At 38.8% G+C, this 25,646-nt stretch carries 26 protein-coding genes, 1 tRNA gene and 1 pseudogene; 20 read left to right on the top strand and 8 right to left on the bottom strand.

From position 1 onward, the window contains the following. Positions 1 to 10: 10 nt before the first annotated feature. The 3 genes from fmt to IL355_RS15285 all read left to right on the top strand — a co-directional run bounded on the left by fmt (position 11) and on the right by IL355_RS15285 (position 2,088). Complete coding sequence (gene fmt / locus IL355_RS15295; protein WP_192462985.1) at positions 11 to 958, top strand: methionyl-tRNA formyltransferase; 948 nt, start codon at positions 11 to 13, stop codon at positions 956 to 958. A 177-nt stretch (positions 959 to 1,135) separates the two neighbouring features. Then, complete coding sequence (locus tag IL355_RS15290) at positions 1,136 to 1,408, top strand: HU family DNA-binding protein (protein WP_072994911.1); 273 nt, start codon at positions 1,136 to 1,138, stop codon at positions 1,406 to 1,408. A 119-nt stretch (positions 1,409 to 1,527) separates the two neighbouring features. After that, positions 1,528 to 2,088: a YqgE/AlgH family protein gene (locus IL355_RS15285; protein ID WP_192462984.1), complete on the top strand. Its 561-nt coding sequence runs from the start codon at positions 1,528 to 1,530 to the stop codon at positions 2,086 to 2,088. A gap of 4 nt (positions 2,089 to 2,092) precedes the next feature. Here the strand turns inward: IL355_RS15285 and IL355_RS15280 are convergent, their stop codons facing one another. Both IL355_RS15280 and IL355_RS15275 read right to left on the bottom strand, forming a co-directional pair. Continuing rightward, positions 2,093 to 2,935: an aminotransferase class IV gene (locus IL355_RS15280; protein ID WP_192462983.1), complete on the bottom strand. Its 843-nt coding sequence runs from the start codon at positions 2,933 to 2,935 to the stop codon at positions 2,093 to 2,095. A 56-nt stretch (positions 2,936 to 2,991) separates the two neighbouring features. Then, complete coding sequence (locus IL355_RS15275; protein ID WP_187458093.1) at positions 2,992 to 3,375, bottom strand: START-like domain-containing protein; 384 nt, start codon at positions 3,373 to 3,375, stop codon at positions 2,992 to 2,994. Positions 3,376 to 3,573: 198 nt separating this feature from the next. On the opposite strand from IL355_RS15275, the gene IL355_RS15270 reads away from it, so the two are divergent. The 4 genes from IL355_RS15270 (at position 3,574) to IL355_RS15255 (ending at position 7,268) form a co-directional block, all read left to right on the top strand. Beyond that, positions 3,574 to 3,647: transfer RNA gene (locus tag IL355_RS15270), tRNA-Met, on the top strand. A 262-nt stretch (positions 3,648 to 3,909) separates the two neighbouring features. After that, entirely contained in the window at positions 3,910 to 4,566 is a 657-nt protein-coding gene (locus IL355_RS15265; protein WP_192463093.1) for a DsbA family oxidoreductase, read from the top strand. Positions 4,567 to 4,689: 123 nt separating this feature from the next. Beyond that, complete coding sequence (locus tag IL355_RS15260; RefSeq protein WP_192462982.1) at positions 4,690 to 6,609, top strand: DUF294 nucleotidyltransferase-like domain-containing protein; 1,920 nt, start codon at positions 4,690 to 4,692, stop codon at positions 6,607 to 6,609. Continuing rightward, the gene (locus tag IL355_RS15255; RefSeq protein WP_192462981.1) at positions 6,606 to 7,268 is read left to right on the top strand and encodes a 3'-5' exonuclease; all 663 of its coding nucleotides are present in this window, start codon (positions 6,606 to 6,608) and stop codon (positions 7,266 to 7,268) included. The genes IL355_RS15260 and IL355_RS15255 overlap by 4 nt, the downstream gene beginning before the upstream one ends. 8 nt (positions 7,269 to 7,276) lie before the next feature. Here the strand turns inward: IL355_RS15255 and IL355_RS15250 are convergent, their stop codons facing one another. Both IL355_RS15250 and IL355_RS15245 read right to left on the bottom strand, forming a co-directional pair. Continuing rightward, on the bottom strand, positions 7,277 to 8,227 hold the full coding sequence (locus IL355_RS15250; RefSeq protein WP_192462980.1) for a phosphoribosylaminoimidazolesuccinocarboxamide synthase: 951 nt from the start codon (positions 8,225 to 8,227) through the stop codon (positions 7,277 to 7,279). Positions 8,228 to 8,262: 35 nt separating this feature from the next. Beyond that, positions 8,263 to 9,216 carry a PhoH family protein gene (locus tag IL355_RS15245; RefSeq protein WP_192462979.1) on the bottom strand — a complete coding sequence of 318 codons (954 nt, stop codon included), beginning with the start codon at positions 9,214 to 9,216 and terminating at the stop codon, positions 8,263 to 8,265. Between the two features lie 128 nt (positions 9,217 to 9,344). Between IL355_RS15245 and IL355_RS15240 the strand changes: the two genes are divergently transcribed. The 4 genes from IL355_RS15240 to dnaN all read left to right on the top strand — a co-directional run bounded on the left by IL355_RS15240 (position 9,345) and on the right by dnaN (position 13,950). After that, positions 9,345 to 10,175: an SAM hydrolase/SAM-dependent halogenase family protein gene (locus IL355_RS15240; RefSeq protein WP_192462978.1), complete on the top strand. Its 831-nt coding sequence runs from the start codon at positions 9,345 to 9,347 to the stop codon at positions 10,173 to 10,175. A gap of 126 nt (positions 10,176 to 10,301) precedes the next feature. Beyond that, positions 10,302 to 11,033 (top strand): gliding motility-associated ABC transporter permease subunit GldF, encoded by a 732-nt coding sequence (gene gldF / locus IL355_RS15235; RefSeq protein ID WP_192462977.1) that lies wholly within the window; start codon positions 10,302 to 10,304, stop codon positions 11,031 to 11,033. Beyond that, positions 11,033 to 12,697: a gliding motility-associated ABC transporter substrate-binding protein GldG gene (gldG, locus tag IL355_RS15230; protein ID WP_192462976.1), complete on the top strand. Its 1,665-nt coding sequence runs from the start codon at positions 11,033 to 11,035 to the stop codon at positions 12,695 to 12,697. The genes gldF and gldG overlap by 1 nt, the downstream gene beginning before the upstream one ends. A gap of 134 nt (positions 12,698 to 12,831) precedes the next feature. After that, positions 12,832 to 13,950, top strand: a complete 1,119-nt coding sequence (gene dnaN / locus IL355_RS15225) for a DNA polymerase III subunit beta (RefSeq protein WP_192462975.1) — start codon at positions 12,832 to 12,834, stop codon at positions 13,948 to 13,950. Between the two features lie 71 nt (positions 13,951 to 14,021). Here dnaN and IL355_RS15220 read toward each other — a convergent pair whose 3' ends face one another. After that, positions 14,022 to 14,387, bottom strand: coding sequence for a DUF4870 domain-containing protein (locus IL355_RS15220; protein WP_192462974.1), 366 nt, complete (start codon positions 14,385 to 14,387; stop codon positions 14,022 to 14,024). A gap of 136 nt (positions 14,388 to 14,523) precedes the next feature. Then, complete coding sequence (locus IL355_RS15215; RefSeq protein WP_192462973.1) at positions 14,524 to 14,988, bottom strand: hypothetical protein; 465 nt, start codon at positions 14,986 to 14,988, stop codon at positions 14,524 to 14,526. A gap of 142 nt (positions 14,989 to 15,130) precedes the next feature. Between IL355_RS15215 and mnmE the strand changes: the two genes are divergently transcribed. Both mnmE and IL355_RS19450 read left to right on the top strand, forming a co-directional pair. Beyond that, entirely contained in the window at positions 15,131 to 16,543 is a 1,413-nt protein-coding gene (mnmE, locus tag IL355_RS15210) for a tRNA uridine-5-carboxymethylaminomethyl(34) synthesis GTPase MnmE (RefSeq protein WP_192462972.1), read from the top strand. 179 nt (positions 16,544 to 16,722) lie between these two features. Beyond that, positions 16,723 to 16,827: pseudogene (locus IL355_RS19450) on the top strand (hypothetical protein); the annotation flags it as partial. A 79-nt stretch (positions 16,828 to 16,906) separates the two neighbouring features. Here IL355_RS19450 and IL355_RS15205 read toward each other — a convergent pair. Further along, positions 16,907 to 17,803, bottom strand: coding sequence for a metallophosphoesterase family protein (locus tag IL355_RS15205; protein WP_192462971.1), 897 nt, complete (start codon positions 17,801 to 17,803; stop codon positions 16,907 to 16,909). A 110-nt stretch (positions 17,804 to 17,913) separates the two neighbouring features. Here IL355_RS15205 and IL355_RS15200 point away from each other — a divergent pair, with 110 nt between their 5' ends. The 7 genes from IL355_RS15200 to IL355_RS15170 all read left to right on the top strand — a co-directional run bounded on the left by IL355_RS15200 (position 17,914) and on the right by IL355_RS15170 (position 24,939). Continuing rightward, a complete protein-coding gene (locus IL355_RS15200) occupies positions 17,914 to 19,011 on the top strand; it encodes an adenylate/guanylate cyclase domain-containing protein (protein WP_192462970.1) in 1,098 nt (365 codons plus the stop codon). Positions 19,012 to 19,205: 194 nt separating this feature from the next. Further along, positions 19,206 to 20,303, top strand: a complete 1,098-nt coding sequence (locus IL355_RS15195) for a sensor histidine kinase (protein ID WP_192462969.1) — start codon at positions 19,206 to 19,208, stop codon at positions 20,301 to 20,303. Beyond that, the gene (locus IL355_RS15190; protein WP_192462968.1) at positions 20,297 to 21,613 is read left to right on the top strand and encodes a sigma-54-dependent transcriptional regulator; all 1,317 of its coding nucleotides are present in this window, start codon (positions 20,297 to 20,299) and stop codon (positions 21,611 to 21,613) included. The genes IL355_RS15195 and IL355_RS15190 overlap by 7 nt, the downstream gene beginning before the upstream one ends. Positions 21,614 to 21,952: 339 nt before the next feature. After that, complete coding sequence (locus IL355_RS15185; RefSeq protein WP_192462967.1) at positions 21,953 to 22,294, top strand: hypothetical protein; 342 nt, start codon at positions 21,953 to 21,955, stop codon at positions 22,292 to 22,294. A gap of 145 nt (positions 22,295 to 22,439) precedes the next feature. Continuing rightward, a complete protein-coding gene (locus tag IL355_RS15180; protein WP_225621272.1) occupies positions 22,440 to 23,429 on the top strand; it encodes an FAD:protein FMN transferase in 990 nt (329 codons plus the stop codon). Beyond that, positions 23,417 to 23,629 carry a DUF4266 domain-containing protein gene (locus tag IL355_RS15175; RefSeq protein ID WP_192462966.1) on the top strand — a complete coding sequence of 71 codons (213 nt, stop codon included), beginning with the start codon at positions 23,417 to 23,419 and terminating at the stop codon, positions 23,627 to 23,629. The genes IL355_RS15180 and IL355_RS15175 overlap by 13 nt, the downstream gene beginning before the upstream one ends. Continuing rightward, entirely contained in the window at positions 23,620 to 24,939 is a 1,320-nt protein-coding gene (locus IL355_RS15170; protein WP_380081247.1) for a DUF3570 domain-containing protein, read from the top strand. Before IL355_RS15175 ends, IL355_RS15170 begins: the two co-directional genes overlap by 10 nt. A gap of 1 nt (position 24,940) precedes the next feature. Here IL355_RS15170 and IL355_RS15165 read toward each other — a convergent pair whose 3' ends face one another. Continuing rightward, positions 24,941 to 25,642, bottom strand: coding sequence for a 4'-phosphopantetheinyl transferase family protein (locus IL355_RS15165; protein ID WP_192462964.1), 702 nt, complete (start codon positions 25,640 to 25,642; stop codon positions 24,941 to 24,943). Between the last annotated feature and the right edge of the window lie 4 nt (positions 25,643 to 25,646).

Genomic DNA, 25,646 nt, shown 5'->3' with positions numbered 1-25,646 from the left:
AATTTAGGGTATGAAAGACGTACGAATAGTTTTTATGGGCACTCCAGAATTTGCCGCCGCCACACTTAAAACGTTAGTTAAAGCTAATTATAATGTAGTGGGTGTAATAACAGCACCGGACAGGCCGGCAGGCAGAGGCAGGAAAGTACAGATGAGCGATGTTAAAAAATATGCGCTCGAAGCTGGGTTAAAAGTGCTGCAACCAACCAATCTTAAAAATGAAGATTTTTTAACCGAGTTAAAAAGTCTCAATGCAAACCTACAAATAGTAGTAGCCTTTAGAATGCTACCAAAGGCTGTATGGTCCATGCCTGAGTTTGGCACTTTCAACCTACATGCATCCCTATTGCCGGACTATAGAGGTGCAGCTCCTATAAACTGGGCTATAATGAATGGGGAAACGGAAACAGGCGTAACTACATTCTTTATTGATGAAAAGATAGACACCGGTGAAATAATCCTTCAAGAAAAGACCGCCATCGAACCCAATGACAACGCCGGTGTTTTACATGACAAATTGATGAACCTTGGAGCAGACCTTGTACTTAAGACAGTAAAAGAAATAGAAAAGGGGCCCATTCTTACTACTCAACAACCGCAAAAAACAAAGTTTAAAGAGGCATTTAAAATTCATAAGGACACCTGTAAAATCGATTGGAGCAATTCCCTTGACAGCCTTCATAACCATATTAGAGGTTTGAGCCCCTACCCTGCCGCGTGGACAAAAATGATGAATGGAGAGGATGATTTAACTATAAAAATTTATGTTTCCGAATGTGAAAAAGAAAAACATCACCTAGAGGTGGGAACAATTGTGAGCTCAAAAAAGGAATTAAAAGTGGCTGTAAAAGATGGATTTCTTAAAATAATGGAGATGCAATTACCTGGCAAAAGAAGAATGAGTACCAAAGACGTGCTTAACGGCCTTCAATTGGAGCAAAATGCACGAATGTTGTAAAGCCCCGTGGTTATTGGCCTGCGAGAGAAGGTAAAAAAAGCCCTACTTTATTAACAAACCCCCTGAGTTATCAACAAAAACCCCGATTTACCCCCATTTTACTTGCGTTGAAGGCAAATCCGTATAAATTTGTTAGACGATTTAAATTATTATAACAACAATTAATTTAATTACATTATGAACAAAACAGAATTGATTGATGCTATGGCAGCTGATGCCGGCATCACAAAAGCGGCAGCTAAAAAAGCATTGGAATCTTTCTTGGGTAACGTTGAGGGTTCTCTTAAAAAAGGTGATCGTGTATCATTGGTAGGATTCGGTTCTTGGTCAGTTTCTAAAAGAAACGCTAGAGAAGGTAGAAACCCATCAACAGGTAAAACTATTAAAATCGCAGCTAAGAATGTTGTAAAGTTCAAAGCTGGATCAGACTTAGCAAACTCTGTAAACTAATTAGTCCTACAGATTATAATATAAAAGCGCTTCAGTTGAAGCGCTTTTTTTATGCCCTTATGTGGATTTTTATAAGAAATATCTTATTTTAGATAATATATGACCTAGAATGCCAGCTTATGACCGAATTTAAACCACATAAAGGTAAGCTACTTATTGCAGAACCAGCCCTTACGGGAGATGTTTCCTTTAACCGGTCCGTTGTTTTATTGGCCGAACATAATGAAGAGGGCTCCGTTGGCTTCATCCTAAATAAGCCTTTGGAATATTTTATCAATGATTTAATAAATGAGATTTCCATTCCTTTTCAGGTGTATAATGGTGGTCCCGTAGAGCAGGATAACCTCTATTTCATTCATAGGGTGCCCCATTTAATCGAAAACAGTATTGAAATTTCCGATGGTATCTATTGGGGAGGTGATTTTGAAAAAATCATCGATCTAATCAACAAACAGGTCATTTCGGAGAATGACATCCGGTTTTTTCTAGGATATTCTGGTTGGTCCTCTCTTCAATTGGATAGAGAGCTCTCTTCCAAATCTTGGATTGTGGTCCAAAATGATTATGAAAGCGATATTATCAACAAGGCTGCGGATGCTTTTTGGAAAGAAAAAATGCTAGAATTGGGAGGAAACTATTTGTTGTGGTCCAACTCGCCTGAAAACCCTAGCCTAAATTAAAATTCTAACTCAGACGCGCCAAGGCATTTAATTTTCCCAAAACGCTTTTTGCCACTTTGTTTTCATAGGATTTTTTTCTGTACTTGGTTATAGGTTGAATTCCTATTACGCTATTGGTAACCCATAACTCATCTGCCTTTTGCAGTTCAAAAGGTGACACGGCCTCTTCTACCAAGTTAATATCTGCATCCTTTTTCAAGATTTCTATCAACTTCTTTCTCAAAATACCGTTTAGGCATCCGTGTTCTAGAGGTGGTGTCTTTATTTGATTCCCTTTTACAACAAATAAGTTGCCATTTAAGGCTTCTACTACTTGCTTTTGATTATTGACCAATAGACAGTTGTCATACCCGTTCTCATCCGCATAAATGCTTCCAACCACATGCAGAACCTTGTTATTGGTTTTTAAATTGGAAAGCATATCTGGATTCACATAAAAATCTTTGTACAATTCAACCTCATAGGTTTCCTCGTTCAAAATAAAAAAGGGCTGATTCCAAGCCTTTGCCTCTATGATATAAGAAATATCATTGGTTGTTGGAAGATAGAGTCCGCCGTTATTCCTAAAGACCGTAAATCTCACACGAGCAGGCCCGTTCATTAAATCGTTCCCGCTAATGGTTTCCAGAACCTTGTCTTCCAAATTTTCCATGGTAAAATCCATAGGAATTTCCATGCGTAAAATTCGCATGGAGGCCATTAGTCTTAGATAATGGTCTTCCCAAAAGATAAGTTTACCGTTAATGGCCCTAAAACTTTCAAAAAGGGAATCTCCATAGCGAAGGCCCCTATTTTCATGATTCAAATATTGTTCTCCCTGCAGTAAACTTCCATTAAAATTGACCATAAAAAAAGCCTTAAAAAAATTAAGGCCCAAATATAAGGTTAATGTAGAAAAGGAGACTATTTAGACCCCAATACCTGCTTAAGGTCACCTACCTGATTTCTCCACAGCATTTTTGCTTCCTCTACCTCATCTTCTTCTGCAAAATCTGTTATAAAAAGCGAAACATCTTTGGTAATCTCGTCCACTATTATTTTCATTTCAAAAAAGGAATCATCCTCGTTGTCTACCCAAGTAAACTTAACAAATTCCTCACTTTTACGTTTCAGTAGTTTGGCTTCTTCTTCGGCGCCATCCCAAATAAAATTGAAAATCTCTCCTCTAGAATTTACATTGTCCGCGAACCACTCAGACAAACCTGAGGGCGTTGATATATATTGATACAGTAATTGTGGGGAAGCCTGTATTACAAATTCAAGTTCAAATTTTAACTTATCCTCCATTCTTTATTTTTAAGTATGGGCAATATATATATTTCCTTATGATAAAAAAATAAAACTCTAAGAATATTTTTTATGCATTGAATGTTGAAGAACCCGAATATTACCATTATATTTGCAGCCGTTTTAAAAAACGATAGGGCTTTAAAATTCTGCTTGTTCCTTAGAGAAAGGAAGGTTTTTAAGTTTTATTTTTTATATGGCGAGGTAGCTCAGCTGGTTAGAGCGTCGGATTCATAACCCGGAGGCCGAGGGTTCAAGTCCCTCTCTCGCTACAAAAAACCCAAGATGTATTCTTGGGTTTTTTTAATTCTTTTCTTAGAGATATCTTCATAATAAAAAACTAAGTAAAATACTTCTATCTCCTTGCGGCAATTACTTTAATAAATGTATTTTTTCCTTGCTGAATTACCCTCGCTGTTTCTTGATTTTTTAAAAGCGAACATTTCTATTCAGATAATTTTACCCGAGATGGTTGTAGGTTTATAGATACTTTGACGACCAATCTACCGAGAAATAAAATTTACAGATATAATGATAAAAGATAAACTAAAAATAGATATTGTTTCAGATGTGGTTTGCCCATGGTGTACCATCGGCTATAAGCGTCTCAACAAAGCCATTGAAGAGATGGGTCTATCTAATGAAGTGGAAATAGAATGGCATCCGTTTGAGTTAAATCCAAATATGCCTTCAGAAGGCCAAAATACTCAAGAACACTTAGCGGAGAAATATGGTGTAACACCTGAACAACAAAAAGAATCACAAGCCCATATGGCGGAAGCCGGGGAAGAACTCGGTTTTATCTTTAATTACTTTGATGATATGCACATTGTAAACACCCTTGATGCACATGTGCTTTTAGAATATGCCAAAGAGTTTGGTAAGCAAACGGAACTAAAAATGCGCTTAACTACGGCCTATTTTAGTGAAAGAAAAGATGTTTCGAAACGGGATGTTCTTAAAGAAGCGTTACAAGAAGTGGGCCTTGACGCAGAAAAAGGAATACAGTTGTTAGATGAAGACGAAAAGCGCTACGAAGTTAAAAGCAAGATAGCCTACTGGCAAAATCTCGGGGTCAATTCCGTACCCACCATAGTTTTTGACAAAAAAAGTGCCGTTACCGGTGCCCAACCTGTACACATATTCAAAAAAGTCTTGACAGAAATGATGCAAGATTCACAAAGCGTGTGATAGCCCCATAATAGCACACTACATTCAGCACAAGCTCTAATTAACAAGTTAGACCACCCTCATGGCGGTCTTTTTTGTTTCCTATATTTTAACAATCATTAAATTTGATTTTAAATACTTGTAATGAAGAACACCATTTCGGCAAGGGTTGCAGATTTTCTACATAACTACCCGCCATTTAACGAGATTATGATCAGGGAACTACAGATTCTGGCGCAGGAGGTTCAAATTGTTTACAAGGTAAAGGATGAACTTATATTCACCGAAAACGAAAAAGCCCACGATTACTTCTACGTAGTACACAAAGGTGCTGTTTCACTAAGCAAAACAGCGAATGGTGATTTTGTAGATCTATGCGATGAAGGTGATATATTTGGCCTACGCCCCCTTATGGCAAACGAAAATTATAAAATGGAGGCCAAGGCATATGAAGAATCCATTCTATATGCCATTCCCATAGCAGAATTTAGACCCTTTACAAAGAATCATGAGGGAGTGGCTAATTTCTTAATGGAAAGTTTTGCTTCAAACACCAGAAACCCTTACTCCATTGGCAAAAAAGGTAAATTATTTCAAGAAGGACAGGAAGAGTCAATTCCTCAAAACAATGATTATTTAGACTTACAAACTATAAATTATTCCAAAAAGCTCATAAGTTCAACTTCGGGAACTACTATAAAAACGGTAGCCACCCTTATGACACAAAAAAAAATAGGAGCTATGCTAATTTTGAAGGAAAAGCTTCCTATCGGAATCATAACAGATAAGGATTTAAGAAACAAAATTGCCACGGGAGAATACCCTATTTCGGCGAAAGCCAAAGATATTATGAGCTCTCCAGTAATCACCTATCCCAAAAAAATGACTTTGGCCCAAGCACAAATGGCCATGATGAAAAGTGGAATTAGCCATCTTTGTATCACCGAAGACGGAACCCCGAACACTGAGGCCGTGGGCATAATCTCGAAACATGACATTATGCTGGAGCTGGGCAATAATCCGGCCGTTCTTATGAAGGCAATAAAGCGCTCCAATAAGTTCAAAAAAATAAAAACAATTAGGAGGGGCATTATGAGCCTATTACAAGGTTACCTTAGACAGAATTTACCGCTCACACTTACCTCTAAGATAATTTCCGAACTCAATGATGCCTGCATTAAACAGGTTATAGCCATTTCTTTGGAGGAAATGGATACTCCGCCACCAGTATCCTTTTCATGGCTAGCCATGGGCAGCCAAGGCAGAAGTGAACAATTATTACATACCGATCAGGATAATGCTTTGGTTTTTGAAGATGTTTCTCAAGAAGAGTTAGAGACCACTAAGAGTTATTTTCTTGAATTAGCCAAAAAAGTTACCCAGGGTTTACAGTCCATTGGCTATAAATATTGTCCAGCAGATATGATGGCTTCCAATCCAGATTGGTGCATGAGCCTATCACAATGGAAAGAAAGGACCTTGCATTGGATTACCAACCCTGGTAAGGATGAGGTCCTTTTATCTTCCATTTTTTTTGATTTTAATATTTCCTATGGAAATAGAGAATTGGTAGATGAATTAACGGAACATATATTCTCAATAACACAAAAGTATCCTATATTCTTTGTTCATTTGGCCAGTGGGGCTTTACAAAACCCCTCTCCCAGCGGATTTTTCCGTTCTTTTTTGGTTGAAGAAAATGGAGCGCACAAAGATTTTTTTGATTTAAAGCGAAGGGCTCTTATGCCTTTGGTAGATGGCGCCAGGGTGTTGGTCTTATCAAGTCAAGTAAAATCCATTAATAATACGGCGGAACGATTTGAAAAATTAGCAGAGCTAGAACCCAATAATGCCGAACTGTTTTTGGCCTGCTCTTATGCTACCAAGGCCCTACTGAAATTTAGGACCAAACAAGGCCTTCTACATAATGATTCCGGTAGGTTTATAGAGCTAGAAACCTTGAGCAAAGAGGAGAAGGTTAAACTGAAACGTACGTTTAAAACCATAAAAGAACTACAAGAGCTTATAAAATTAAGGTTTAAAGTAGCTAATTTGGTAGGATGATCAACTGGTTTAAAAAGAAAAGAAAAATTAATTATCCCGATTTCTGGAAATCCTATGCTAGGAAATTTAATGACAGTCTACCGGAGGATTTAAATTCCATAAGATTTGTGGTTTTGGATACGGAAACTACAGGCTTTGATTATGAAAATGACAGGGTATTGTCCATTGGAGCGTTAAGTCTAAAAAATAACACCCTTATAGTAAACGAAAGCTTTGAAGTTTTTTTAGACCAGCATTTTTACCACGCCAAGAACGTTGAAATACACGGAATTTTAAGAGATGGCAAGCAGGACCGAATAACCGAATTGGAAGCCCTTATGCTGTTCTTAGAATTCATTGGGAATGCTGTTTTGGTGGCCCATCATGCTAGGTTTGACATAAATATGATCAACCACGCCTTAAAACGACACGGAATGCCCAAACTTAAAAACAAAGTCTTGGATACCTCTGTGCTATACAAAAAAACCTTAATTGCCACTCCGCTATCCAGACCTCAGGAAGTCTATAGTTTGGATTATCTGGCGGATAAATTTGATATTTCGACCAAAGACCGGCACACGGCCCTTGGTGATGCCTTTATAACGGCCTTAGCTTTCCTTAAAATATTGGTGAAGCTTAAAGCACAACGAAATTTTACGGTAAAAAAACTTGTGCGATAATTGGCGAACTATTTACTCAAATAGGCCAAGACATTCTTTTCAATTCGCTCTTGAATATTGGAAATGTCGGCTTTTTCAAATGTCGTTCCGGTAATATTTTCAAAAAGTTCAATATACCTATCACTAACGGTTTCAATATAGGAATCTGTCATTTCAGGAACGCTCTGGCCTTCCAAACCTTGAAATCCGTTCTGTATCAGCCATTGGCGAACGAATTCCTTGGATAATTGTTTTTGACCTTCTCCTTTTTGCTGTCTCTCTTTATATCCATCCGCATAAAAATATCGGGAAGAATCCGGGGTGTGAATCTCATCGATCAGGACAATCTTACCATCTTTGGTTTTACCAAATTCATACTTGGTATCTACCAAAATGAGCCCTCTCTCCGCGGCTATTTCGGTTCCCCTTTGAAATAGACTACGGGTATATTTTTCAAGAACTTCGTAATCTTCTTTGGAGACTATTCCTCTTTTTAAAATTTCCTCCTTGGAAATATCCTCATCATGGTCTCCTTTCTCCGCCTTGGTGGCCGGAGTAATAATTGGTTCCGGAAAGGCATCGTTTTCCTTCATTCCCTCTGGCATAGGTACTCCGCATAACAAACGTTTACCGGCCTTGTATTCCCTAGCAGCATGGCCGGACATATACCCACGAATCACCATTTCTACCTTAAAAGGTTCACATGCATGCCCTATGGCCACATTTGGGTCTGGAGTAGCAATCAACCAATTGGGCACAATATCTTGGGTGGCTGCCATCATTTGGGTAGCAATCTGGTTTAGAATTTGGCCTTTATAGGGAATACCCTTGGGCATGACCACATCGAATGCCGAAAGACGGTCTGTTGCTATCATTAACAAAATATCGTTCTCAAGAGTGTAAACCTCCCTTACCTTGCCTTTATAAACACTTTTCTGGCCAGGAAAATTATAATTGGTATCAATGATAGTATTGCTCATTAGACCTATGTATCGCTATGTATTTTGATTAATTTTTAATTCTGATGCTCTATTGTTTTGTACGCATCCACAACTTTTTTCACAAGTTTATGGCGTATAACATCTTTATCATCTAGGTAAACAATGCCAATACCCTCTGTATTCTTAAGGATCAATAGAGCTTCCTTTAAACCTGAAATTACTCTTCTTGGTAAATCGATCTGCCCCGGATCGCCTGTGACCAAAAATTTAGCATTTTTTCCCATTCTGGTAAGGAACATTTTCATTTGGGCATGGGTGGTATTCTGCGCTTCGTCCAAGATAACAAATGCATTGTCCAACGTACGCCCACGCATAAAAGCCAAGGGCGCTATCTGAATGGTACCGTTCTCGATCAAATGTGCCAATTTTTCCGAAGGAATCATATCCCTAAGACCATCATAAAGAGGTTGCATATAGGGGTCTAGCTTTTCTTTTAGGTCACCTGGCAAAAAACCAAGGTTCTCCCCTGCCTCAACCGCTGGCCTTGTAAGTATGATCCTCTTTACTTGTTTTTCCTTTAACGCTTTAACGGCCAAAGCTACCCCGGTATACGTCTTACCTGTTCCCGCAGGACCAATGGCAAAGACCATATCGTTCTTTTTGGCCGCATCTACCAATTTGCGTTGGTTCACGGTCTGGGCTTTGATCAACCGGCCACTTACCCCATGTACCAAAATTTCTCCACTCCCTTCCGGAGATTCGTAATCAGAAGAAGTTTCGCTGGTGAGCACACGTTCGATGACGTTTTCATCCAATTTGTTGTATTTGGCAAAGTGGGCGGTTAGCATATCCATTCGGGTATCAAACTCCTCCAGCATTTCCTCGTCTCCGTAAACCTTTATTTTATTGCCCCTAGCAACAATCTTTAATTTGGGAAAGTACTTTTTGAGTAGATCAATATTCTGGTTCCCCTGCCCAAAAAACTCCCTTGGGCTAATATCGGTAAGTTCTATTATGAGTTCGTTCAAAAAGAAATAGTGTTAAAATTAAAGCCCTGCTATAATTATTTCGCTTGGCTGTTTTTTTGTCATAATTTTGTTTAACAAACTTAACGAAAATTCAGTTTGTCTAACTAAAAACATATCAACATTGCTGCATGGCAATTATAACCCTTACCACAGATTTTGGAGTTAAAGACCATTTTGTAGGTGCCCTCAAGGGCACTATTTACAGAGAATTGGAAGATGTAAGAATTGTTGATATTTCCCATGATGTAAGTCCGTTCAATATTCAGGAATGCGCCTATATTCTTGAGAATTCCTATAATAGCTTTCCGGAAGGTACCATACATATTGTTGGCGTTGATTCTGAACCCACCCCGGAAAACCAGCATATTGCGGTTTTGGTAGATGGCCACTATTTTATTACTGCCAACAACGGGGTGATAGGGTTGATAACCTCTGCCAAAAACCCTGAAAAAGTGGTGCATTTAAATATCCCGAACCCTACCCATGGCTCCTTTCCTGTAATGGATGTATTTGTGCAAGTTGCTTGCCATATTGCACGTGGTGGTACGCTTGAAGTAGTTGGCCGGCCTTTTAATGAGCTCAAGGAACTACGCGACTTTACCCCTACTGTTGTTGATAATGGAAATAGAATCATAGGAAATGTGATTTACATTGACAATTACGGGAATGTTGTCACCAACATTCATAAAAACTTCTTTGAGGCCTACAGAAAGGGACGAAGCTTTGAACTTAGCGCCCGTAGCACCAAAGTACACCACATTCACAATAAATACAGTGACATTATCAATTTTGAATTGGATAAGGGACAACGTAAAGGTGCCGGAGATTTGTTGGCTCTTTTCAACTCTGCCAACTATATAGAACTTGCCATCTATAAAAGTGACCTTAAAACGGTTGGGGGCGCATCTACCCTTTTAGGTCTGGATTATAGAGATACGATTACCGTTAGTTTCACTTAATCTTAGAATTAGGATGTTCTAGGTTACAAAATGTTATTAAATTTGGAATTTATTGGGGCCCTCGTACATTTTAAGATTTATCCGGAATGTCAATCACCCTTTTTTTATAACTAAGCCAAAGATTTAATGCTCGCTATTTTTAAACGCGAAATACAATCATTTTTTACTTCGCCCATAGCCTATTTGGTAATAGGTCTATTTTTAGTTCTTAACGGATTGTTCCTTTGGGTCTTTAAAGGACCTTATAATATTTTTGAATACGGATTCGCAGATTTAAGCAATTTCTTTCAGTTGGTTCCCTGGGTTTTTCTTTTTTTGATTCCTGCCATCACTATGAAAAGCTTTTCCGAAGAACGTAAGTTAGGAACTTTAGAATTGCTTTTCATCAAACCGTTGAGCCTTTCTCAGACCGTTTTAGGTAAATTTTTTGGAACACTGGTTTTGGGAATCATCGCCCTAATACCCACTTCCATCTATGTGTATGCAATCCATGAATTGGGAACAACGGTGGGCAATTTGGATATGGGCCCAGTAATAGGGTCTTATATGGGCACCCTATTTCTTATGTCTTGTTATACGGCCATTGGCATTTTTGCTTCAACACTTTCTGAAAATCAAATTGTGGCCTTTATCATTGGAGTAGTTCTTTGTTTTTTGTTCTTTTTTGGTTTTGAGGGCTTGGCATCTCTATTTGATAGCGGTCAAGCATCATTGACAGTTCAAAATTTAGGCATGAAACATCATTTTGATAGTATTTCATTGGGAGTATTGGACACTAGAGACCTTCTTTATTTTATTTTACTAACCGCTTTCTTCCTGTTTTTAACATGGCAGCAGCTTAAAAACATGAACCGATAATGAAGAAAGCTCTCCTACCAGCACTAACGGCTCTTTTTATCCTTTTTGTACTAAATTTTATAAGTCAGTTTGTCTACACCCGGTTTGACCTGACCGAAGATGGGCGTTTTACCCTTTCCAACGAAGCCGTGGACATTATTTCATCCTTTGAAAAACCGGTAATTGTTGATGTGCTCTTGGATGGTGAATTACCTCCGGAGTTTGCCAAATTAAGAACGGAAACCAAACAGATTTTAGAAGAATTTGCATCGGGAAACAACCAGATAAAATTTAACTTTATCGATCCTTTGGAGGATTCCGGTTCTGCGGAACAAACGATGGCAGAACTACAAGGATTAGGGCTTACACCCGCCCAAATTACGGTGGAAGACAACGGGAGTATGTCCCAAGATATTGTATTTCCATGGGCTCTAGTCAATTACGATAACAAAACCGTGAAAGTGCCCTTGCTTAAAAATAAACTAGGAGCCAGTTCTGAAGAACGCGTAAACAACTCCGTTCAGCAATTGGAATACGCTTTTGCAGATGCTTTTTCAAAGATATCCATCAAAGAAAAAAAGCAAATAGCCATCGTAAAAGGTAATGGGGAACTCGACGATATCTATATTGCCGATTTTCTCACAACTCTTAGGGATTACTACAATATTGGCGCTATCACCTTAGATTCAGTAGAGACCAATCCGCAAGGTACGTTGGACCAACTAAAACAGTATGACCTAGCAATCATAGCCAAACCCACTCAGGCCTTTTCAGATGGAGAAAAGTTTGTGATGGACCAATTTATGGTAAACGGTGGAAAATCCGTTTGGTTAATGGATCAGGTAACAATGGAGCTTGATAGTTTACTGAATGAAAACGGTAATGCAGTTGCGCTCCCGAGGGAACTTAATTTGACCGATTTCTTTTTTAGATATGGCGTACGTTTAAACGCAGATCTGGTTAATGACATGTACTTTACCCAAATTGTTTTGGCAACAGGAGAAGGGAGTGATTCCCAGTACAACCCTGTACCATGGATGTACCATCCTATGGTGTTCCCCAAAACAAATCATCCCATAGTAAACAATATAGAAGCGTTACGATTTCAATTTGCGGGAAGTATAGACACCTTGGCCAATGCATATCATAAGGAAATACTACTTACCAGTTCTCCCCTATCGCGTTTGGAGGGTACCCCAAAAGTGGTTGACCTCAACATCATAAGTCAAACCCCGGACAAGGAGAAATTCAATAACGGTAACAAAGCTTTGGCGGTTTTGATTACAGGTAAATTTACATCGGCCTATAAAAACCGAATCAAACCCCTTAAACTAGATAGAAGCAAGGATGATGGATCTGCAAGTGCCATGCTGGTCATTTCAGATGGGGATTTGATAAAAAATCAAATTCGTAATGGTAGGCCGCTGGAATTGGGTTATGACAAATGGACCAATAATTACTATGGCAACAAGGAATTTTTACTTAACAGCATCAATTTTATGTTAGATGACAAAGGACTTATAAACATTCGCAGTAAGAAAGTGGCCATTCCGTTTTTGGACCAAAAGAAGATTGCAGCGCAAAAAACCAAGTGGCAACTTATGAATATAGGGGTTCCCGTGGTTTTAACACTCGTTTTTGGGTTCTTGTTCAGCTACTATAGAAAGCGTAGCTATAGCAAGTAGATGTTAATAAGTTTGTTTCGATAAAAAGCACAATTAAAATATCTTTGTTTGTCTTATATTTTGAGGTATTTATAAAATTTTGACAAGACATTTGAGAACATTATATCCTACAAAATTGAAATAACCGTCTTCCTATGAAATTCATAGTATCCAGTACTTATCTCCTTAAACAGCTTCAGGTTTTGGGTGGTGTTATAAACAATAGCAACACCTTGCCTATTCTAGACAATTTTCTTTTTGACCTTAAACAGGACAAATTAACTGTTTCTGCATCAGATTTAGAGACTACGATGAGTTCCGTACTCAATGTAGATTCGGACAATGAAGGTGTTATTGCGGTTCCTGCCAAGCTACTTTTGGAAACGTTAAAGACTTTCCCGGAGCAACCCTTGACCTTTATTGTAGAAGACAACAATACGGTTGAAATAAGTTCTAATCATGGTAAATACGCTTTAGCGTATGCAGATGGCGCAGAGTTTCCCAAAGCGGTGGAATTGGCCAACCCAAGTTCTACTACCCTTATGGGCGATATTTTAGCCACTGCCATTGATAAAACCATTTTTGCGGCCGGAAATGATGATTTAAGACCGGTAATGAGCGGTGTATTCTTTCAGTTTAGCACGGAGAGCCTCACCTTTGTGGCTACTGATGCCCATAAATTGGTAAAATACCAACGTTCGGATGTTACAGCCTCGCAGGTGGCGGAGTTCATTATGCCTAAGAAACCTCTAACTTTGTTGAAGGGTATTTTGGCGGGAAGTGAATCTGATGTGGTCATTGAATACAATGAGAGTAATGCCAAATTCAGTTTTGAGAATACGGAGTTGATCTGTAGATTGATTGATGGGAAATACCCTAATTATGAAGCTGTAATTCCTAAGGAAAACCCTAACCAACTCTCTATTTCCAGAACACAATTCTTAAGTTCCGTTAAGCGTGTGGCTATTTTCAGTAATAAGACCACCCATCAAATACGATTAAAAATTGCCGGTGCAGAACTTAATATTTCTGCCGAGGATATAGATTACAGTAATAAGGCCGAAGAACGATTAACATGTTCGTACCAAGGTGATGATATGCAAATTGGTTTCAATAGCCGTTTCTTGACGGAAATGCTGAACAATTTGAACAGCGATGATGTTTCCTTGGAAATGAGCTTACCTAACCGTGCAGGAATCCTAACCCCAATTGACGGATTGGATGAGGGAGAAAATGTAACCATGTTGGTAATGCCGGTAATGCTCAATAGTTAGATAATAAAACTATCAGATATAGAAAAAGCCTTGGGTATCCCAAGGCTTTTTTATTTCAACTCCAACTAATTTTAGGAAATAAACTTAATGGTCATAAAGTAGCTAGGAGATTCTCCATTGCTGGCCTTTACTGCATTTACTATAGGCAGAATGAAGGCGATAATACCAATAAAAATAAGACTAAGAATACCAAGCCCCAATAGAAGTATGGCCGGTATACTTAAGATTGTAAACAGCAACATGCTCAGTTGAAAATTAACGATGGCTTTTCCATGCTCATCCATTCCTTGAACAGAATCTTTAGAAGTTAACCAAATGACCAACGGTACAATAAGCCCCCCGCATCCTGTCACATACGTTAGTAATTGCGATAGGTGAGCCAACACTAATAGTGAGTTATTAGTTTCCATGGCTCTTTTTTGATTGATGATTTCCATTTGCTTGATGAATTAAAGGGTTACACTTATAAGACGCATGAATTACCGAAATGTTACAACTTCCTAAAAATCCCGTATCCACAAAAAAACCCGTAACAAGGGGTTACGGGTTTTTTAGCATTCAATATGTAAGCTTCTAGCTCTTTCTAAGTTTAAGCTCAAGTTTTCTCAACTTCTCTTTTTTCTTTATAATCTTAAGTTGTTCCTTTTCTATTTTGTTATTGATTTTGTCGATATCATTAGGAGATAATTTTCCTTTGATTTTATCCATCTCCATATCTTCCTTCATAGAATTGATCTTTCGTTCCTTTTTGGCAATAGCCTTCTTTTTATCAACTACTGCATCTTTAAGCTTTTCCCGTTTTTCCGCCGCCTTTTCCATTTTCTTACGGGCCTTTTCCGCTTTCTTAGCTTCTTTTTCCGCTTTTTTTGCCTCCTTCTCGGCCTTTTCTATTTCGGCCTGTAATTTTTTTTGCGCTTCTAAATCAGCTAGTTCAAATGTTTGGGTAGAATCTGTTTCTACCTCTTCTCGTTCCTGCGCATAAACGAAAGACATTCCGCTCATCAGCATCAATCCTACTACATGTAATCTAAACTTCATTTAAATGTATTTTAATTGTTAATGGTATACCGAAGGTATATATTTTAAAAATTTCTACGAACGGCTTGGTACTCTTTTTTCAGGAATGTCATCCTATGAACACTTCAATTCTATTTTATTTAATTTTGCCCAAAATCCGCTCATGATTTCAAATGATACCATCATAGCTTTGGCCACTCCTTCCGGTGCCGGGGCTATTGCCGTTATACGAATTTCTGGCCAGAAAGCCCTATCAATTACCGCTCCTTTGTTCAATTCTGCCTTTGGCAAAGAAGTAATGCAACAACCAAGCCATAGTATTCGTTTGGGTCACATCGTGGATAACGGTAAAACCTTGGATGAAGTACTTCTTTCCTATTTTAAGGGTCCACATTCCTATACCGGGGAAGATGTTATAGAAATCTCCTGCCATGGCTCAACTTACATTCAGCAACAAATAATCCAATTATTCCTTAGAAACGGGTGTAGAACTGCTGAAGCGGGAGAATTTACCTTACGTGCTTTCTTAAACGGAAAAATGGACCTGAGCCAAGCAGAAGCCGTCGCCGATCTAATTTCAAGCGATAATGCCGCATCGCATGAAATAGCCATACAACAAATGCGCGGAGGTTTCAGTAATGAAATAGCCGATTTACGCACAGAGCTTTTGAACTTTGCCTCATTGATTGAACTAGAACTTGATTTTTCCGAAGAGGATGTTGAGTTTGCAGACCGTACACAATTCAAATCGCTTTTAGAAAAAATTAGAGAAGTTCTACGACGCTTAATTGACTCCTTTTCGGTGGGCAACGTTATAAAAAATGGTATTCCCGTTGCTATAGTTGGGGAACCCAATGTTGGAAAATCCACTTTGCTGAATGCCTTGCTAAACGAAGAAAGAGCTTTAGTTTCCGATATTGCCGGAACGACTAGGGACAGTATTGAGGATGAAATTTCTATTGGTGGAATCGGTTTTAGGTTTATTGACACCGCCGGGATTCGAGAAACGCAGGACGTTGTGGAGGGAATGGGAATTCAACGTACATACGAGAAGATAGAAAAATCCCAAGTAACCCTTTTCTTGGTCGATTCCATTCAAATCTTACTTTCCAAGGAACGTAGAAATAACCTACTTACCTCATTGGAGAGAATTAAAAATGACCATCCTGAAAAACCAGTAGTTGTGGTGGCCAATAAAATGGATCAAATTAGCGCTGCCGATATTGAGAAGTTGCAGAATTTGCTAAGTCCTATTGAGGGAATACAAGTGCAACTACTCTCTGCCAAAACCAAAAAAGGGGTTGAGGAGCTTAAAGAAATTCTCCTAGGTTTTGTAAATACTGGAGCCCTTAGAAATAATGAGACCATTGTTACCAATACCAGGCATTACAACTCTCTTTTAAAAGCCTTGGAGGAGATTGAAAAAATACAATTGGGAATGGATCAAAACTTGTCAAGTGACCTTTTAGCCATTGATGTTAGAGAAGCTTTATATCATTTAGGTGAAATCACCGGACAAGTTACCAATGATGAGCTTTTAGGTAATATTTTTGCCAATTTTTGCATCGGAAAGTAATTTAATTTTCCCATACTTGGATGATGTATTCTTTTGTTTGACAATGAAATACTTACATTTTTTTTAGTTACTTTTAATTGATTCTCAAGTGATTTTAATTGACAATTTGGTACACCTAAAATACATCTTGTCATCTTTGTAGCGATTAAAGGTGTACCCTAAAGGCTACACAACTTCCATCCGATGCACAAACAGGAGAAGAATATCACATAATTGTGGAAGGGAATGATGCCGGTTTCCCGTCAATTACCAGATACCAACGGGTAATCTTTACGGTGAAATAGAACATATAACTCTTGAAGATGTTGAAACGGAAAAATCTTAGTTTTCAATTAAGTACATCATCCCTTTTTCTATTATCACCTATATCCCATACCTATGGGAGCTAGACCGTTTGTACCCCTTAAGTTTTAGCTTGTTTCCCTTTATTTCTACCACGGAAAAACTATTGTTTTCCAGGCCTTCAAAATCAACCATTCCCAATACGGTCAAATAATGAATTCCATTTTTACTAATATGGTCTTCCGCATGTACGTGTCCTTGAAAAACTGCTAGCACCTTTCCGGAAGCCTCAAAGAGTTTTTGGGCCTTGAGATAGTCATTTACATGATATTTATGTTCATCCCTAAAGAACTCGTACAAGGGGTGGTGACAAAACACCATTACGGGCAGGGTATTACTTTCCAAATCCTTCTTCAACCAATCTAGTTGCTCCCTTCCTAGGTTGGTATCTTGCCAATCTTGACCTAGTTTATAAAAATGGTCTCTCCCCTCCTTGGTGTGGTTTCCGTCCAGGACTATGAAATGAAAACCGTTTCTATCAAAAGAATAATATCCCTTGTCAGAAACAATTCCGGTATTGGTCACATTCTTAATAAATTGTTGTTTGGTGATGCTATCCACATCATGATTGCCTATACAGTGAAAAGTGTCTCCTTTAAACTTTACAAATTCGGTTTCTATTTTTTGAAGGTACCCAAGCGTCTTTTGTTCGTCCTTGGATTCGTCCTCATCTTTAAAATCGCCCAAATGAACAACAAAGTCCACCTTTTCCTTGTTCATAACCGAAACAAACTCCTGAATTTTTTCCAATGCTCCCCTATAAAATCGGGTGCCGGCCACTTCCCTATCCGCATAATGGGAATCTGAAGCCAATCCAATTCTAATGTTTTTATCAACCATAAAATATGGATCCAACGGAACTATTAAGGTGGATGCGCAGATGGCGGACGACTGTTTTAAAAATTTTCTTCTTCCCATGGATACCGGTTTGTTTATGAGAAAGGCAATTTACATAAGATTATAAATAGCTCATTTAATAATCATCATTTTTTGAAATATCTTATTTTAGAACAATCAACCAAATTACCATGCAGAGCCCTAAATTCAAAAGAAACCTCTCACGTATACTGCCGTATGGCATTATTTGGTTGATAATCGGGTGGTTAATACTCTTTATTCAAGAAGCAGCTACACAACACCAGAATTTAAACCCTGATGCGGCCATTACCCTAACACCCTCGGTTTTTGTTTTCGCCAGCGTAGCCGTAGCCCTTGTCGGTTTTACTGTTGGGGCGCTTGAAGTACTTTGGTTGGGTAGAATATTCGCCAAAAAATCATTTTTCAAAAAAATATTCTTGAAAGTTGCTTTTTACGGGGTATTCTTGACCTTGGTCATGTTTATTGTATATCCTATTGCTGCCGGTTTGGAGTTGGAGTTATCTCCATTACACCCCAGAGTGCTTGAAAAGCTGTCCAATTTTTTTGTAAGTCTAGATTTTGCAAGCACGGCCGTTTCCCTTGGGTTTAGTTTATTTATAAGCCTATTTTACTCGGAGATAAGTGACAACGTTGGTCACGGGGTACTTATGAACTTTTTTACCGGTAGATATCATAAACCGAGAGAAGAAGAGCGAGTCTTTCTTTTTGCTGATATGAAATCATCAACCAGCATTGCGGAAAAATTAGGTCATACCCAATATTTTCAATTACTCCGAGACTACTATCAAGATTTTTCAGATGCCATCATTAATTCTTCGGGAGAGGTCTATCAATATGTTGGGGATGAAATTGTAATTACTTGGAGGGTACATCAAAACCAAAATATCCACAATTGTCTCGATTGTTTTCTTGCCATGAAAAAAAGACTGAAGGCAAAATCCAGCTATTATCAGAATAAGTACGGTGTTGTTCCCACATTTAAAGCAGGCTTGCATATAGGCAAGGTAACGACCGGGGAAATAGGAGACCTAAAAAAAGATATCATTTTTACGGGCGATGTGTTGAATACCACGGCAAGAATTCAAGCTCTTTGTAATGAATTGAGCACTGATATTCTTCTATCTCAAAATCTGGTCAGCCAAATGAAACCATCTTCTAAATTTGCATTTAAGACCGTTGGAGCGCATCCGCTTCGGGGTAAAGAAGAAGTTTTGGAACTTTTTACGATTGTTTCTGTAAATCTCTAATTTCGCTCAAAGCAAAAATATATGGGATAGGAACACTAAGTGCCTTACCCCTTAACAACTTTTATTTTTGTCAATGTTGCTCGATATAGCAAAGTAAATCATCAAGTCCATAGATCATCCTTCAGTAAAAACTATAGATTTCAGTAGTTTTAAAATTGTATTTTTAGGCTGACTACGACTTAAATCTACAAACCATGACCTCTACCGAAGCGCGTCTTAAAGAACGGGTAAAAGAACTCACCTGCCTCTATGAAGTCACTTCCATCATCGTAAATGCAGATTATGATGATTTAAAATCATCTCTTGACGAAATTGTACTCTGCCTTAAAAGAGGTTGGCAATTTGTAGAAGATACCGAAGTTATTTTAGCCTATGACAATTTTCGAGTGCAAACCAAAGATTATAAACCTAGTCAAGTTTGTTTGTATACCAACATCAAGGTCTTTGATGAAAATAGTGGGTATATTAAAGTTACCTACCCAGAAAATAAATACCAATTATCCGATTTTCTAAAAGAAGAGCAAGACCTGTTGGATAATATTAGCTTGACCATTGGCCATTTGTTTGAACGAAAACTGGTAAGAGATAGGGAAGCGGCCATAAAAAGACAAATGGAACGAGCGGACCGTTTGCATATTCTTGGTGAAATTACCGCAGGCATTGCCCACGAGCTCAATACCCCATTGGCCAATATTTTAGGCTTTGCCGAGTTGCTTCAAGAGGCCATTAAGGATAAAGATGCGCTCAGGGACATTGAAAAAATCATGGAAAACGCCATTTTCAGTAGGGAAATCGTAAAAAAATTGATGTTTTTTGCCTGTGAAATGCCACAGGAAATGGTGGAAATTGATTTGATTCCCCTTGCGGAAAACGCCCTTAAACTGCTTCAACCTTCCTTTAGGAATAAAAATATCCGACTCAAAAAACTGTTCAGCCATGACAGCATCAAAATGAAGGCAGATACCGTACAGCTTACCCAAGTGCTTTTTAATCTTATAATGAACGCCATTTACTACTCTCCAGTAGAAGGGGTTATACAAGTGGATATAAAGAAATCCGCTAAAGGTATTCAGATAAAAATTGCAGACCAAGGCGATGGAATTGAAGAAAAAAATGAAGATAAAGTCTTTGAGCCCTTTTTTACTACCAAACCTATGGGAGAAGGCTCTGGTCTTGGACTAAGCGTGGTACACGGCATCATTAGCAGTCACCAAGGCACTATAGGTCACGAGCCCAATAAACCAAAAGGAACTATTTTTAGGGTAGATTTTCCAAATTCCCAAGCATGCTAAGAAAAGAGAATATATTGTTGGTCGATGATGATATTGGCATTTTAGAATTATTGCAGAGGCATTTGCAATCAATGAACTATCATACCTACAAAGCGGTTTCTGTAAAAGAGGCAGTGCGTATCTTAAAGGACACCTACATTGATTTGCTCATAACGGACATTCAAATGCCCGAGGTTGATGGACTTCAACTCTTAAAGTTTACCAACGAACACTACCCCGAAATGCCCAAATTGGTTATTACCGGCTATCCCTCCGTTTCTGGAACTTTGGAGGGCATCAAATCTGGAGCTATGGATTACCTCACCAAACCCTTCACCAAGCAGGAACTGAAAGAAAGTGTTGAAAAAGCCTTTATTCACGGGGCGGAAAAAAAGAAAAAGAAAAGACCTGTTCCCCAAAAGGAGGAATATGGGGGCATGATCGGTAGTTCGAGTCGTTTTCAAGAAGTGACCGAATTGATCGATCGGGTTAAGAACAACAAAGCAACCGTATTAATTCAAGGGGAAAGCGGAACAGGTAAAGAATTGGTGGCTCGCGCCATACATTATTCCGGTAAGTATGCGCGTACCCCATTTATAGCGGTCAATTGCGGCGCCATACCAGAAAACCTACAAGAATCTGAACTCTTCGGCTATGTAAAAGGAGCATTTACAGGCGCCAATGAAAACAGAAATGGATTTTTTCAAGCTGCCAATGGGGGTACTTTATTTTTGGATGAAATTGGCACAGCTTCCTTAGCCGTGCAGACTAAATTGCTGAGGGCCCTGCAGGAAAAAGAAATAGTTAAGGTGGGTTCTAGAAAGGTTGAAAAAGTGGATATCCGAATTATCGCCGCTACCAATGCCAATTTAAGGGAAGATATAAAGAACAATCATTTTAGGGAAGATCTTTATTACCGACTGACCGTAGTAGAAATAAAAGTTCCGCCTCTGCGTGAGCGAAAAGACGACATAGCTCTATTGACTGATAGTTTTTTGCATAAATACGGGCTAGAATACAAAGACCGACCTCTTAAGCTTTCTCCTGAGGCTGCCGAAATTCTTCAACGCTATGAATGGCCCGGCAATGTGAGGGAATTGGAGAATGTAATTCAGCGTGCCATTATAATGGCCGATGGAATCGTAGAAATTAAGCATTTACCAGACCGATTGAAATTTCAAATTGAATTTGAAGACGAAACTTTTGTTTCACTAAAAAAGATGGAAAAGAAATACATCGAACGGGTTCTTCAATATTGCCAAGGAAATAAGACGAAGGCGGCCGAAATTCTTCAGATAGACCGTAAAACCCTGCGAAGCAAATTAGAATAATTTAAACCGAGTAAGAAACACCCGTTTGGGTAAAATATCCCCAACTCTAATTTTAGGCTCAAATTATTACACACTTACAAAATACTAATAACCAGTCATATACAATAAAATCAAAAAAACTTTCATAAGATGGGCACACCCTTTGCCCAATGTGGTACAGAATTGCCCAATTGGGTAGTATGGTTCTGGATGACATTAATGAAAGTGGTTTTTTCAAATATGTCTTTGTATTGAGAAGGACATATTCGGATTAAAATAAATTTCGAGAAAATCGCCGGTTCCTAAATCTCAAAAGGCAGTTCTAAAAAAACAAATTGATAACCTTAAAATTTTTAGAACATGATCAAATACGTAGCAGCATTTTTACTTTCAGGTGTATTTTTAAACGCGCAAGAAGATGTAAAAGTTGGGGACGTTCTTGAAATAGGAAACCCCGAAGCAAGAACATACAAGCACATTGAGGTGCCCAGAGCAAATTTCATTATCAAAAGAGGTGGCATTGCCGATTATAAAACGCTTAAAGGCGAGGAGGTAGTAGTAACTGCCATTAAAGAAAAGAAAGATGGTACCCAAGAAATTAAAATCAAGCGTACCAACGGTCACCGTTTCTTTGGTAGCCACCCGGTAATCGCCGCTAACTATAAAGAAGCTTTGGCTTCCGGTGAATTAAGGGTACAATAATTCTTAGACTTTATAAGTAACTTAGGCCGGTCATTTGATAATGACCGGCTTTTTTATGCTGTTATTTTTCCTTCTGGTAATACTTTCAAAATGAATTTTGAGTTCAACATTTGTTAACTTTAAACAAAACCTCAGAATTGAACCTTTGAAAAAGCGCTTTCTCTACTTGCTCTTCTTTATAACCACACTAGGGTATTCCCAGCAAAACTATCAGCGTACCCTGAAATTAATGGGGAGCAGATTTGATATTACAGTGGTTGCAAAGGATTCGGTTCAAGGCGATAAGTACATCAATACCGCCGTAGCAGAAATTAAAAGGATTGAAAAGCTAATTTCTTCCTGGGATCCCCAATCACAAACGTCATTTATTAATAAATATGCAGGAAAGAAAGCAGTTACCGTTCATCCGGAACTATGGCAGCTCATCAAAAGAAGTTTGAGTATTTCCAAAGCAACCGATGGTGCTTTCGACATTACCTATGCCTCCATGGATAGAATTTGGGATTTCAACAATCCTGACACCTCCTTACCCTCAGCCGAAGAAATAAGGGCGTCTGTCTCTAAAGTAGGTTTTGATAAGGTGGTATTAAACGAAGAAAACCATACCGTTTTGCTTAAAAAATCTGGAATGAAGATAGGATTTGGAGCGATAGGTAAAGGCTATGCGGCCGACATGGCCAAAAAATTATTGATAAAACAAGGTGTTAGCGGGGGAATTATCAATGCCTCTGGCGATATGAACACTTGGGGACAGCAAGCGAACGGAAAGCCATGGAAAATAGCCCTGACCAACCCGCTGAACAAGAATCAAGTCTTTGCTTCGTTTAACTTAAATGAGGAAGCTGTAGTAACCAGCGGCAACTATGAAAAATATAAAATGATTGATGGCAAGCGTTATTCGCATATTATAGATCCACGTAGTGGCTGGCCCGCCAGTGGATTGGCGAGTGTTACCATTTTTGCGCCCCAGGCAGAACTTGCAGATGCCTTGGCTACGGCCGTTTTCGTCATGGGCAAGGAAACAGGGATGAACCTTGTTCATCAAATACCCAAAGTAAAGGCCATCATTATTGATGATCAGGGAAGAATTTTTACTTCCAAAAACATTGAAATAAATAGAACATGGGAAAATTAACGGTTCTTTTGGCCCTATCTGGGCTAATGTTCACAAGCTGTCTAACGGTAAAAGAGTATCAAAAGGTCAACTTGAACGACCCAGATATGGTGCTTACGGATAAAAAAGTGGACCGAAACCTAAATGTGATGCATTCCTACAGAGAGGGTTCCGTAGGTGCGAATGGAGGTAAAACTGGAGGCGGATGCGGATGCAATTAAGAACATTTTCAATCATGCTGAAAAACGGACTAGGTTTTTGTTTTTTCATGGCTAGTTCCTTGCTCACGGCCCAAGATGACAATTCCTATAAAAAACGGGTCTTGGAAACCTCTGAAATAGACTTTCTCACAAGTTACTATACACAAGACGGAGAAAATGCGGCTGTTACCGGTGGTACAGGAACCGAAGAACTTACCGATGCCACAGGCACGGTCATTGTTTCCATTCCCATGAACGATGACGATGTTTTAACGGTCGATGCCGGAATTTCTGCTTACACCTCGGCATCTTCCAGTAATGTAAATCCTTTTGACAGCAATAGCGATGCCGATGCTTTTAATGCCTCTACGGGAGCCTCCCAGTCGGATGTTTGGGTGAATTTTACGGGCACGTATAGCCATAGTTCCGATGACCGAAACAAGATTTGGACAGGAAAGCTCTCCGTGAGTTCAGAGTATGACTATTTTTCTTTTGGATTTGGAGGAAGTTATACCCGTCTTTTCAACGAAAAAAATACCGAAGTCAGCCTAAGCACCAATATATTTCTAGACCAATGGAAACTCATTTATCCCATAGAATTACGGCCTTTTGCCGAAGGCGGCATCGGAGAATTCAGACGTAGTGAAATAACCGGAAACTCCAATTACAACCCAACTTTTACCGATTTGGAAAACTCCAATCGAAATTCCTATGCCCTAGGATTCACCTTGTCGCAAATTCTACACAAAAAACTACAGGGTTTGATTTCGGTGGATGTCGTACAGCAACAAGGTTTGCTCTCTACGCCTTTTCAACGGGTTTATTTTGATGATGTTCCGGATGCTTTTGTGGAAGGTTTTCATCTGGCGGATGATATTGAAAGACTACCGGATAACCGAATCAAATGGGCCCTGGGTACCCGACTCCATTGGTTTTTAAATGCTTCGCTATCCTTGAGAACCTATTATCGATTTTATACCGATGATTGGGGAATTACCTCCCATACGGCCAGTGCAGAACTCCCCATTAAACTAACGGATAAGTTTACCATTTACCCCTCGTACAGATATTACGGGCAGCAAGCAGCCGATTATTTCAACGGTTATGACCAGCATATTTCAACACAGGATTATTACACTTCAGATTTTGACCTTTCCGAATATGTGGCCCAGCAATTAGGTTTTGGCATTACCTATACGGACATCTTTACCAACCTTAAAATCTCAAAAATTGGGCTTAAAAGTGTCGATGTAAAGGTTTACAAATACGACCGAAATACCTCGTTCAACTCTTGGATTGCCCTTGGTGGTTTCAACTTTGTGGTAGATTAAATTATGCTTCAAGGCCTTTCCACTCGTGATAATTGATTGTTTTTACAGGGACATGAACGGCCAATGCCCCTACATAGTCTTTTTTGGGCATAAAGGACGATAAACTCCATTCGTTTTTTTCGTTTTCATCCCAACGAGTAGCAAGTAATTCGGCCTTCTCCCCTATGGTAACCGAAAAATCCGCCAAAGGAAATGAAAGTCCGCTCCCCTTCGCCTTTATGAATGCTTCCTTACGTGTCCAGCATCTATAAAATGCTTCAAATTGTAACTCTTTTTCTATTTTCTTGAGATTTTCAATCTCGTCAGAAGCAAAAAAATTATCGGCAATTTCCATCACCTCAAAATCAGTTTTTATATACTCCACGTCCACACCGAGCTCCAACTTTATTACAAAGGCTAACACTACCATTTCCCCCGAATGGGAAATATTGAATTTAAACTCCGGATAATCTAAAAAATAAGGTTTATCATACGCTGCATAACCCATTTGAATAGAAACTGGAGTACAATTGAGGTACTGGCCCGCCAATAGGCGTAAGCCGCTTCTTGCCAAGATATTCAAGCGTTTGTCTTTTTCGAATTTAAAACGTTGGCTTCGTAGTTGCTCTTCTTGGGACAATAGTTGAAAGTAAGACGTTAAATCATGTGGGAACTTAGCGGTATCAATAGACCAAATATCAACTGAATTACTTAAAAGCGTCATTAAC

This window comes from Euzebyella saccharophila, assembly GCF_014855495.1.
GTDB lineage: Bacteria > Bacteroidota > Bacteroidia > Flavobacteriales > Flavobacteriaceae > Euzebyella > Euzebyella saccharophila.
This window is presented reverse-complemented; position numbering and strand designations above follow the sequence as displayed.

Coding starts and splice junctions, on each gene's coding strand:
- IL355_RS15200 (WP_192462970.1), top strand. CDS start 17,914: ATGCAGAGCCCTAAATTCAAAAGAAACCTCTCACGTATACTGCCGTAT.
- IL355_RS15255 (WP_192462981.1), top strand. CDS start 6,606: ATGATCAACTGGTTTAAAAAGAAAAGAAAAATTAATTATCCCGATTTC.
- IL355_RS15185 (WP_192462967.1), top strand. CDS start 21,953: ATGATCAAATACGTAGCAGCATTTTTACTTTCAGGTGTATTTTTAAAC.
- IL355_RS15290 (WP_072994911.1), top strand. CDS start 1,136: ATGAACAAAACAGAATTGATTGATGCTATGGCAGCTGATGCCGGCATC.
- IL355_RS15240 (WP_192462978.1), top strand. CDS start 9,345: ATGGCAATTATAACCCTTACCACAGATTTTGGAGTTAAAGACCATTTT.
- gldG (WP_192462976.1), top strand. CDS start 11,033: ATGAAGAAAGCTCTCCTACCAGCACTAACGGCTCTTTTTATCCTTTTT.
- IL355_RS15170 (WP_380081247.1), top strand. CDS start 23,620: ATGCAATTAAGAACATTTTCAATCATGCTGAAAAACGGACTAGGTTTT.
- IL355_RS15190 (WP_192462968.1), top strand. CDS start 20,297: ATGCTAAGAAAAGAGAATATATTGTTGGTCGATGATGATATTGGCATT.
- mnmE (WP_192462972.1), top strand. CDS start 15,131: ATGATTTCAAATGATACCATCATAGCTTTGGCCACTCCTTCCGGTGCC.
- IL355_RS15195 (WP_192462969.1), top strand. CDS start 19,206: ATGACCTCTACCGAAGCGCGTCTTAAAGAACGGGTAAAAGAACTCACC.
- IL355_RS15220 (WP_192462974.1), bottom strand. CDS start 14,387: ATGGAAATCATCAATCAAAAAAGAGCCATGGAAACTAATAACTCACTA.
- dnaN (WP_192462975.1), top strand. CDS start 12,832: ATGAAATTCATAGTATCCAGTACTTATCTCCTTAAACAGCTTCAGGTT.
- IL355_RS15275 (WP_187458093.1), bottom strand. CDS start 3,375: ATGGAGGATAAGTTAAAATTTGAACTTGAATTTGTAATACAGGCTTCC.
- IL355_RS15175 (WP_192462966.1), top strand. CDS start 23,417: ATGGGAAAATTAACGGTTCTTTTGGCCCTATCTGGGCTAATGTTCACA.
- IL355_RS15285 (WP_192462984.1), top strand. CDS start 1,528: ATGACCGAATTTAAACCACATAAAGGTAAGCTACTTATTGCAGAACCA.
- IL355_RS15280 (WP_192462983.1), bottom strand. CDS start 2,935: ATGGTCAATTTTAATGGAAGTTTACTGCAGGGAGAACAATATTTGAAT.
- IL355_RS15260 (WP_192462982.1), top strand. CDS start 4,690: ATGAAGAACACCATTTCGGCAAGGGTTGCAGATTTTCTACATAACTAC.
- IL355_RS15215 (WP_192462973.1), bottom strand. CDS start 14,988: ATGAAGTTTAGATTACATGTAGTAGGATTGATGCTGATGAGCGGAATG.
- fmt (WP_192462985.1), top strand. CDS start 11: ATGAAAGACGTACGAATAGTTTTTATGGGCACTCCAGAATTTGCCGCC.
- IL355_RS15250 (WP_192462980.1), bottom strand. CDS start 8,227: ATGAGCAATACTATCATTGATACCAATTATAATTTTCCTGGCCAGAAA.
- IL355_RS15205 (WP_192462971.1), bottom strand. CDS start 17,803: ATGGGAAGAAGAAAATTTTTAAAACAGTCGTCCGCCATCTGCGCATCC.
- gldF (WP_192462977.1), top strand. CDS start 10,302: ATGCTCGCTATTTTTAAACGCGAAATACAATCATTTTTTACTTCGCCC.
- IL355_RS15165 (WP_192462964.1), bottom strand. CDS start 25,642: ATGACGCTTTTAAGTAATTCAGTTGATATTTGGTCTATTGATACCGCT.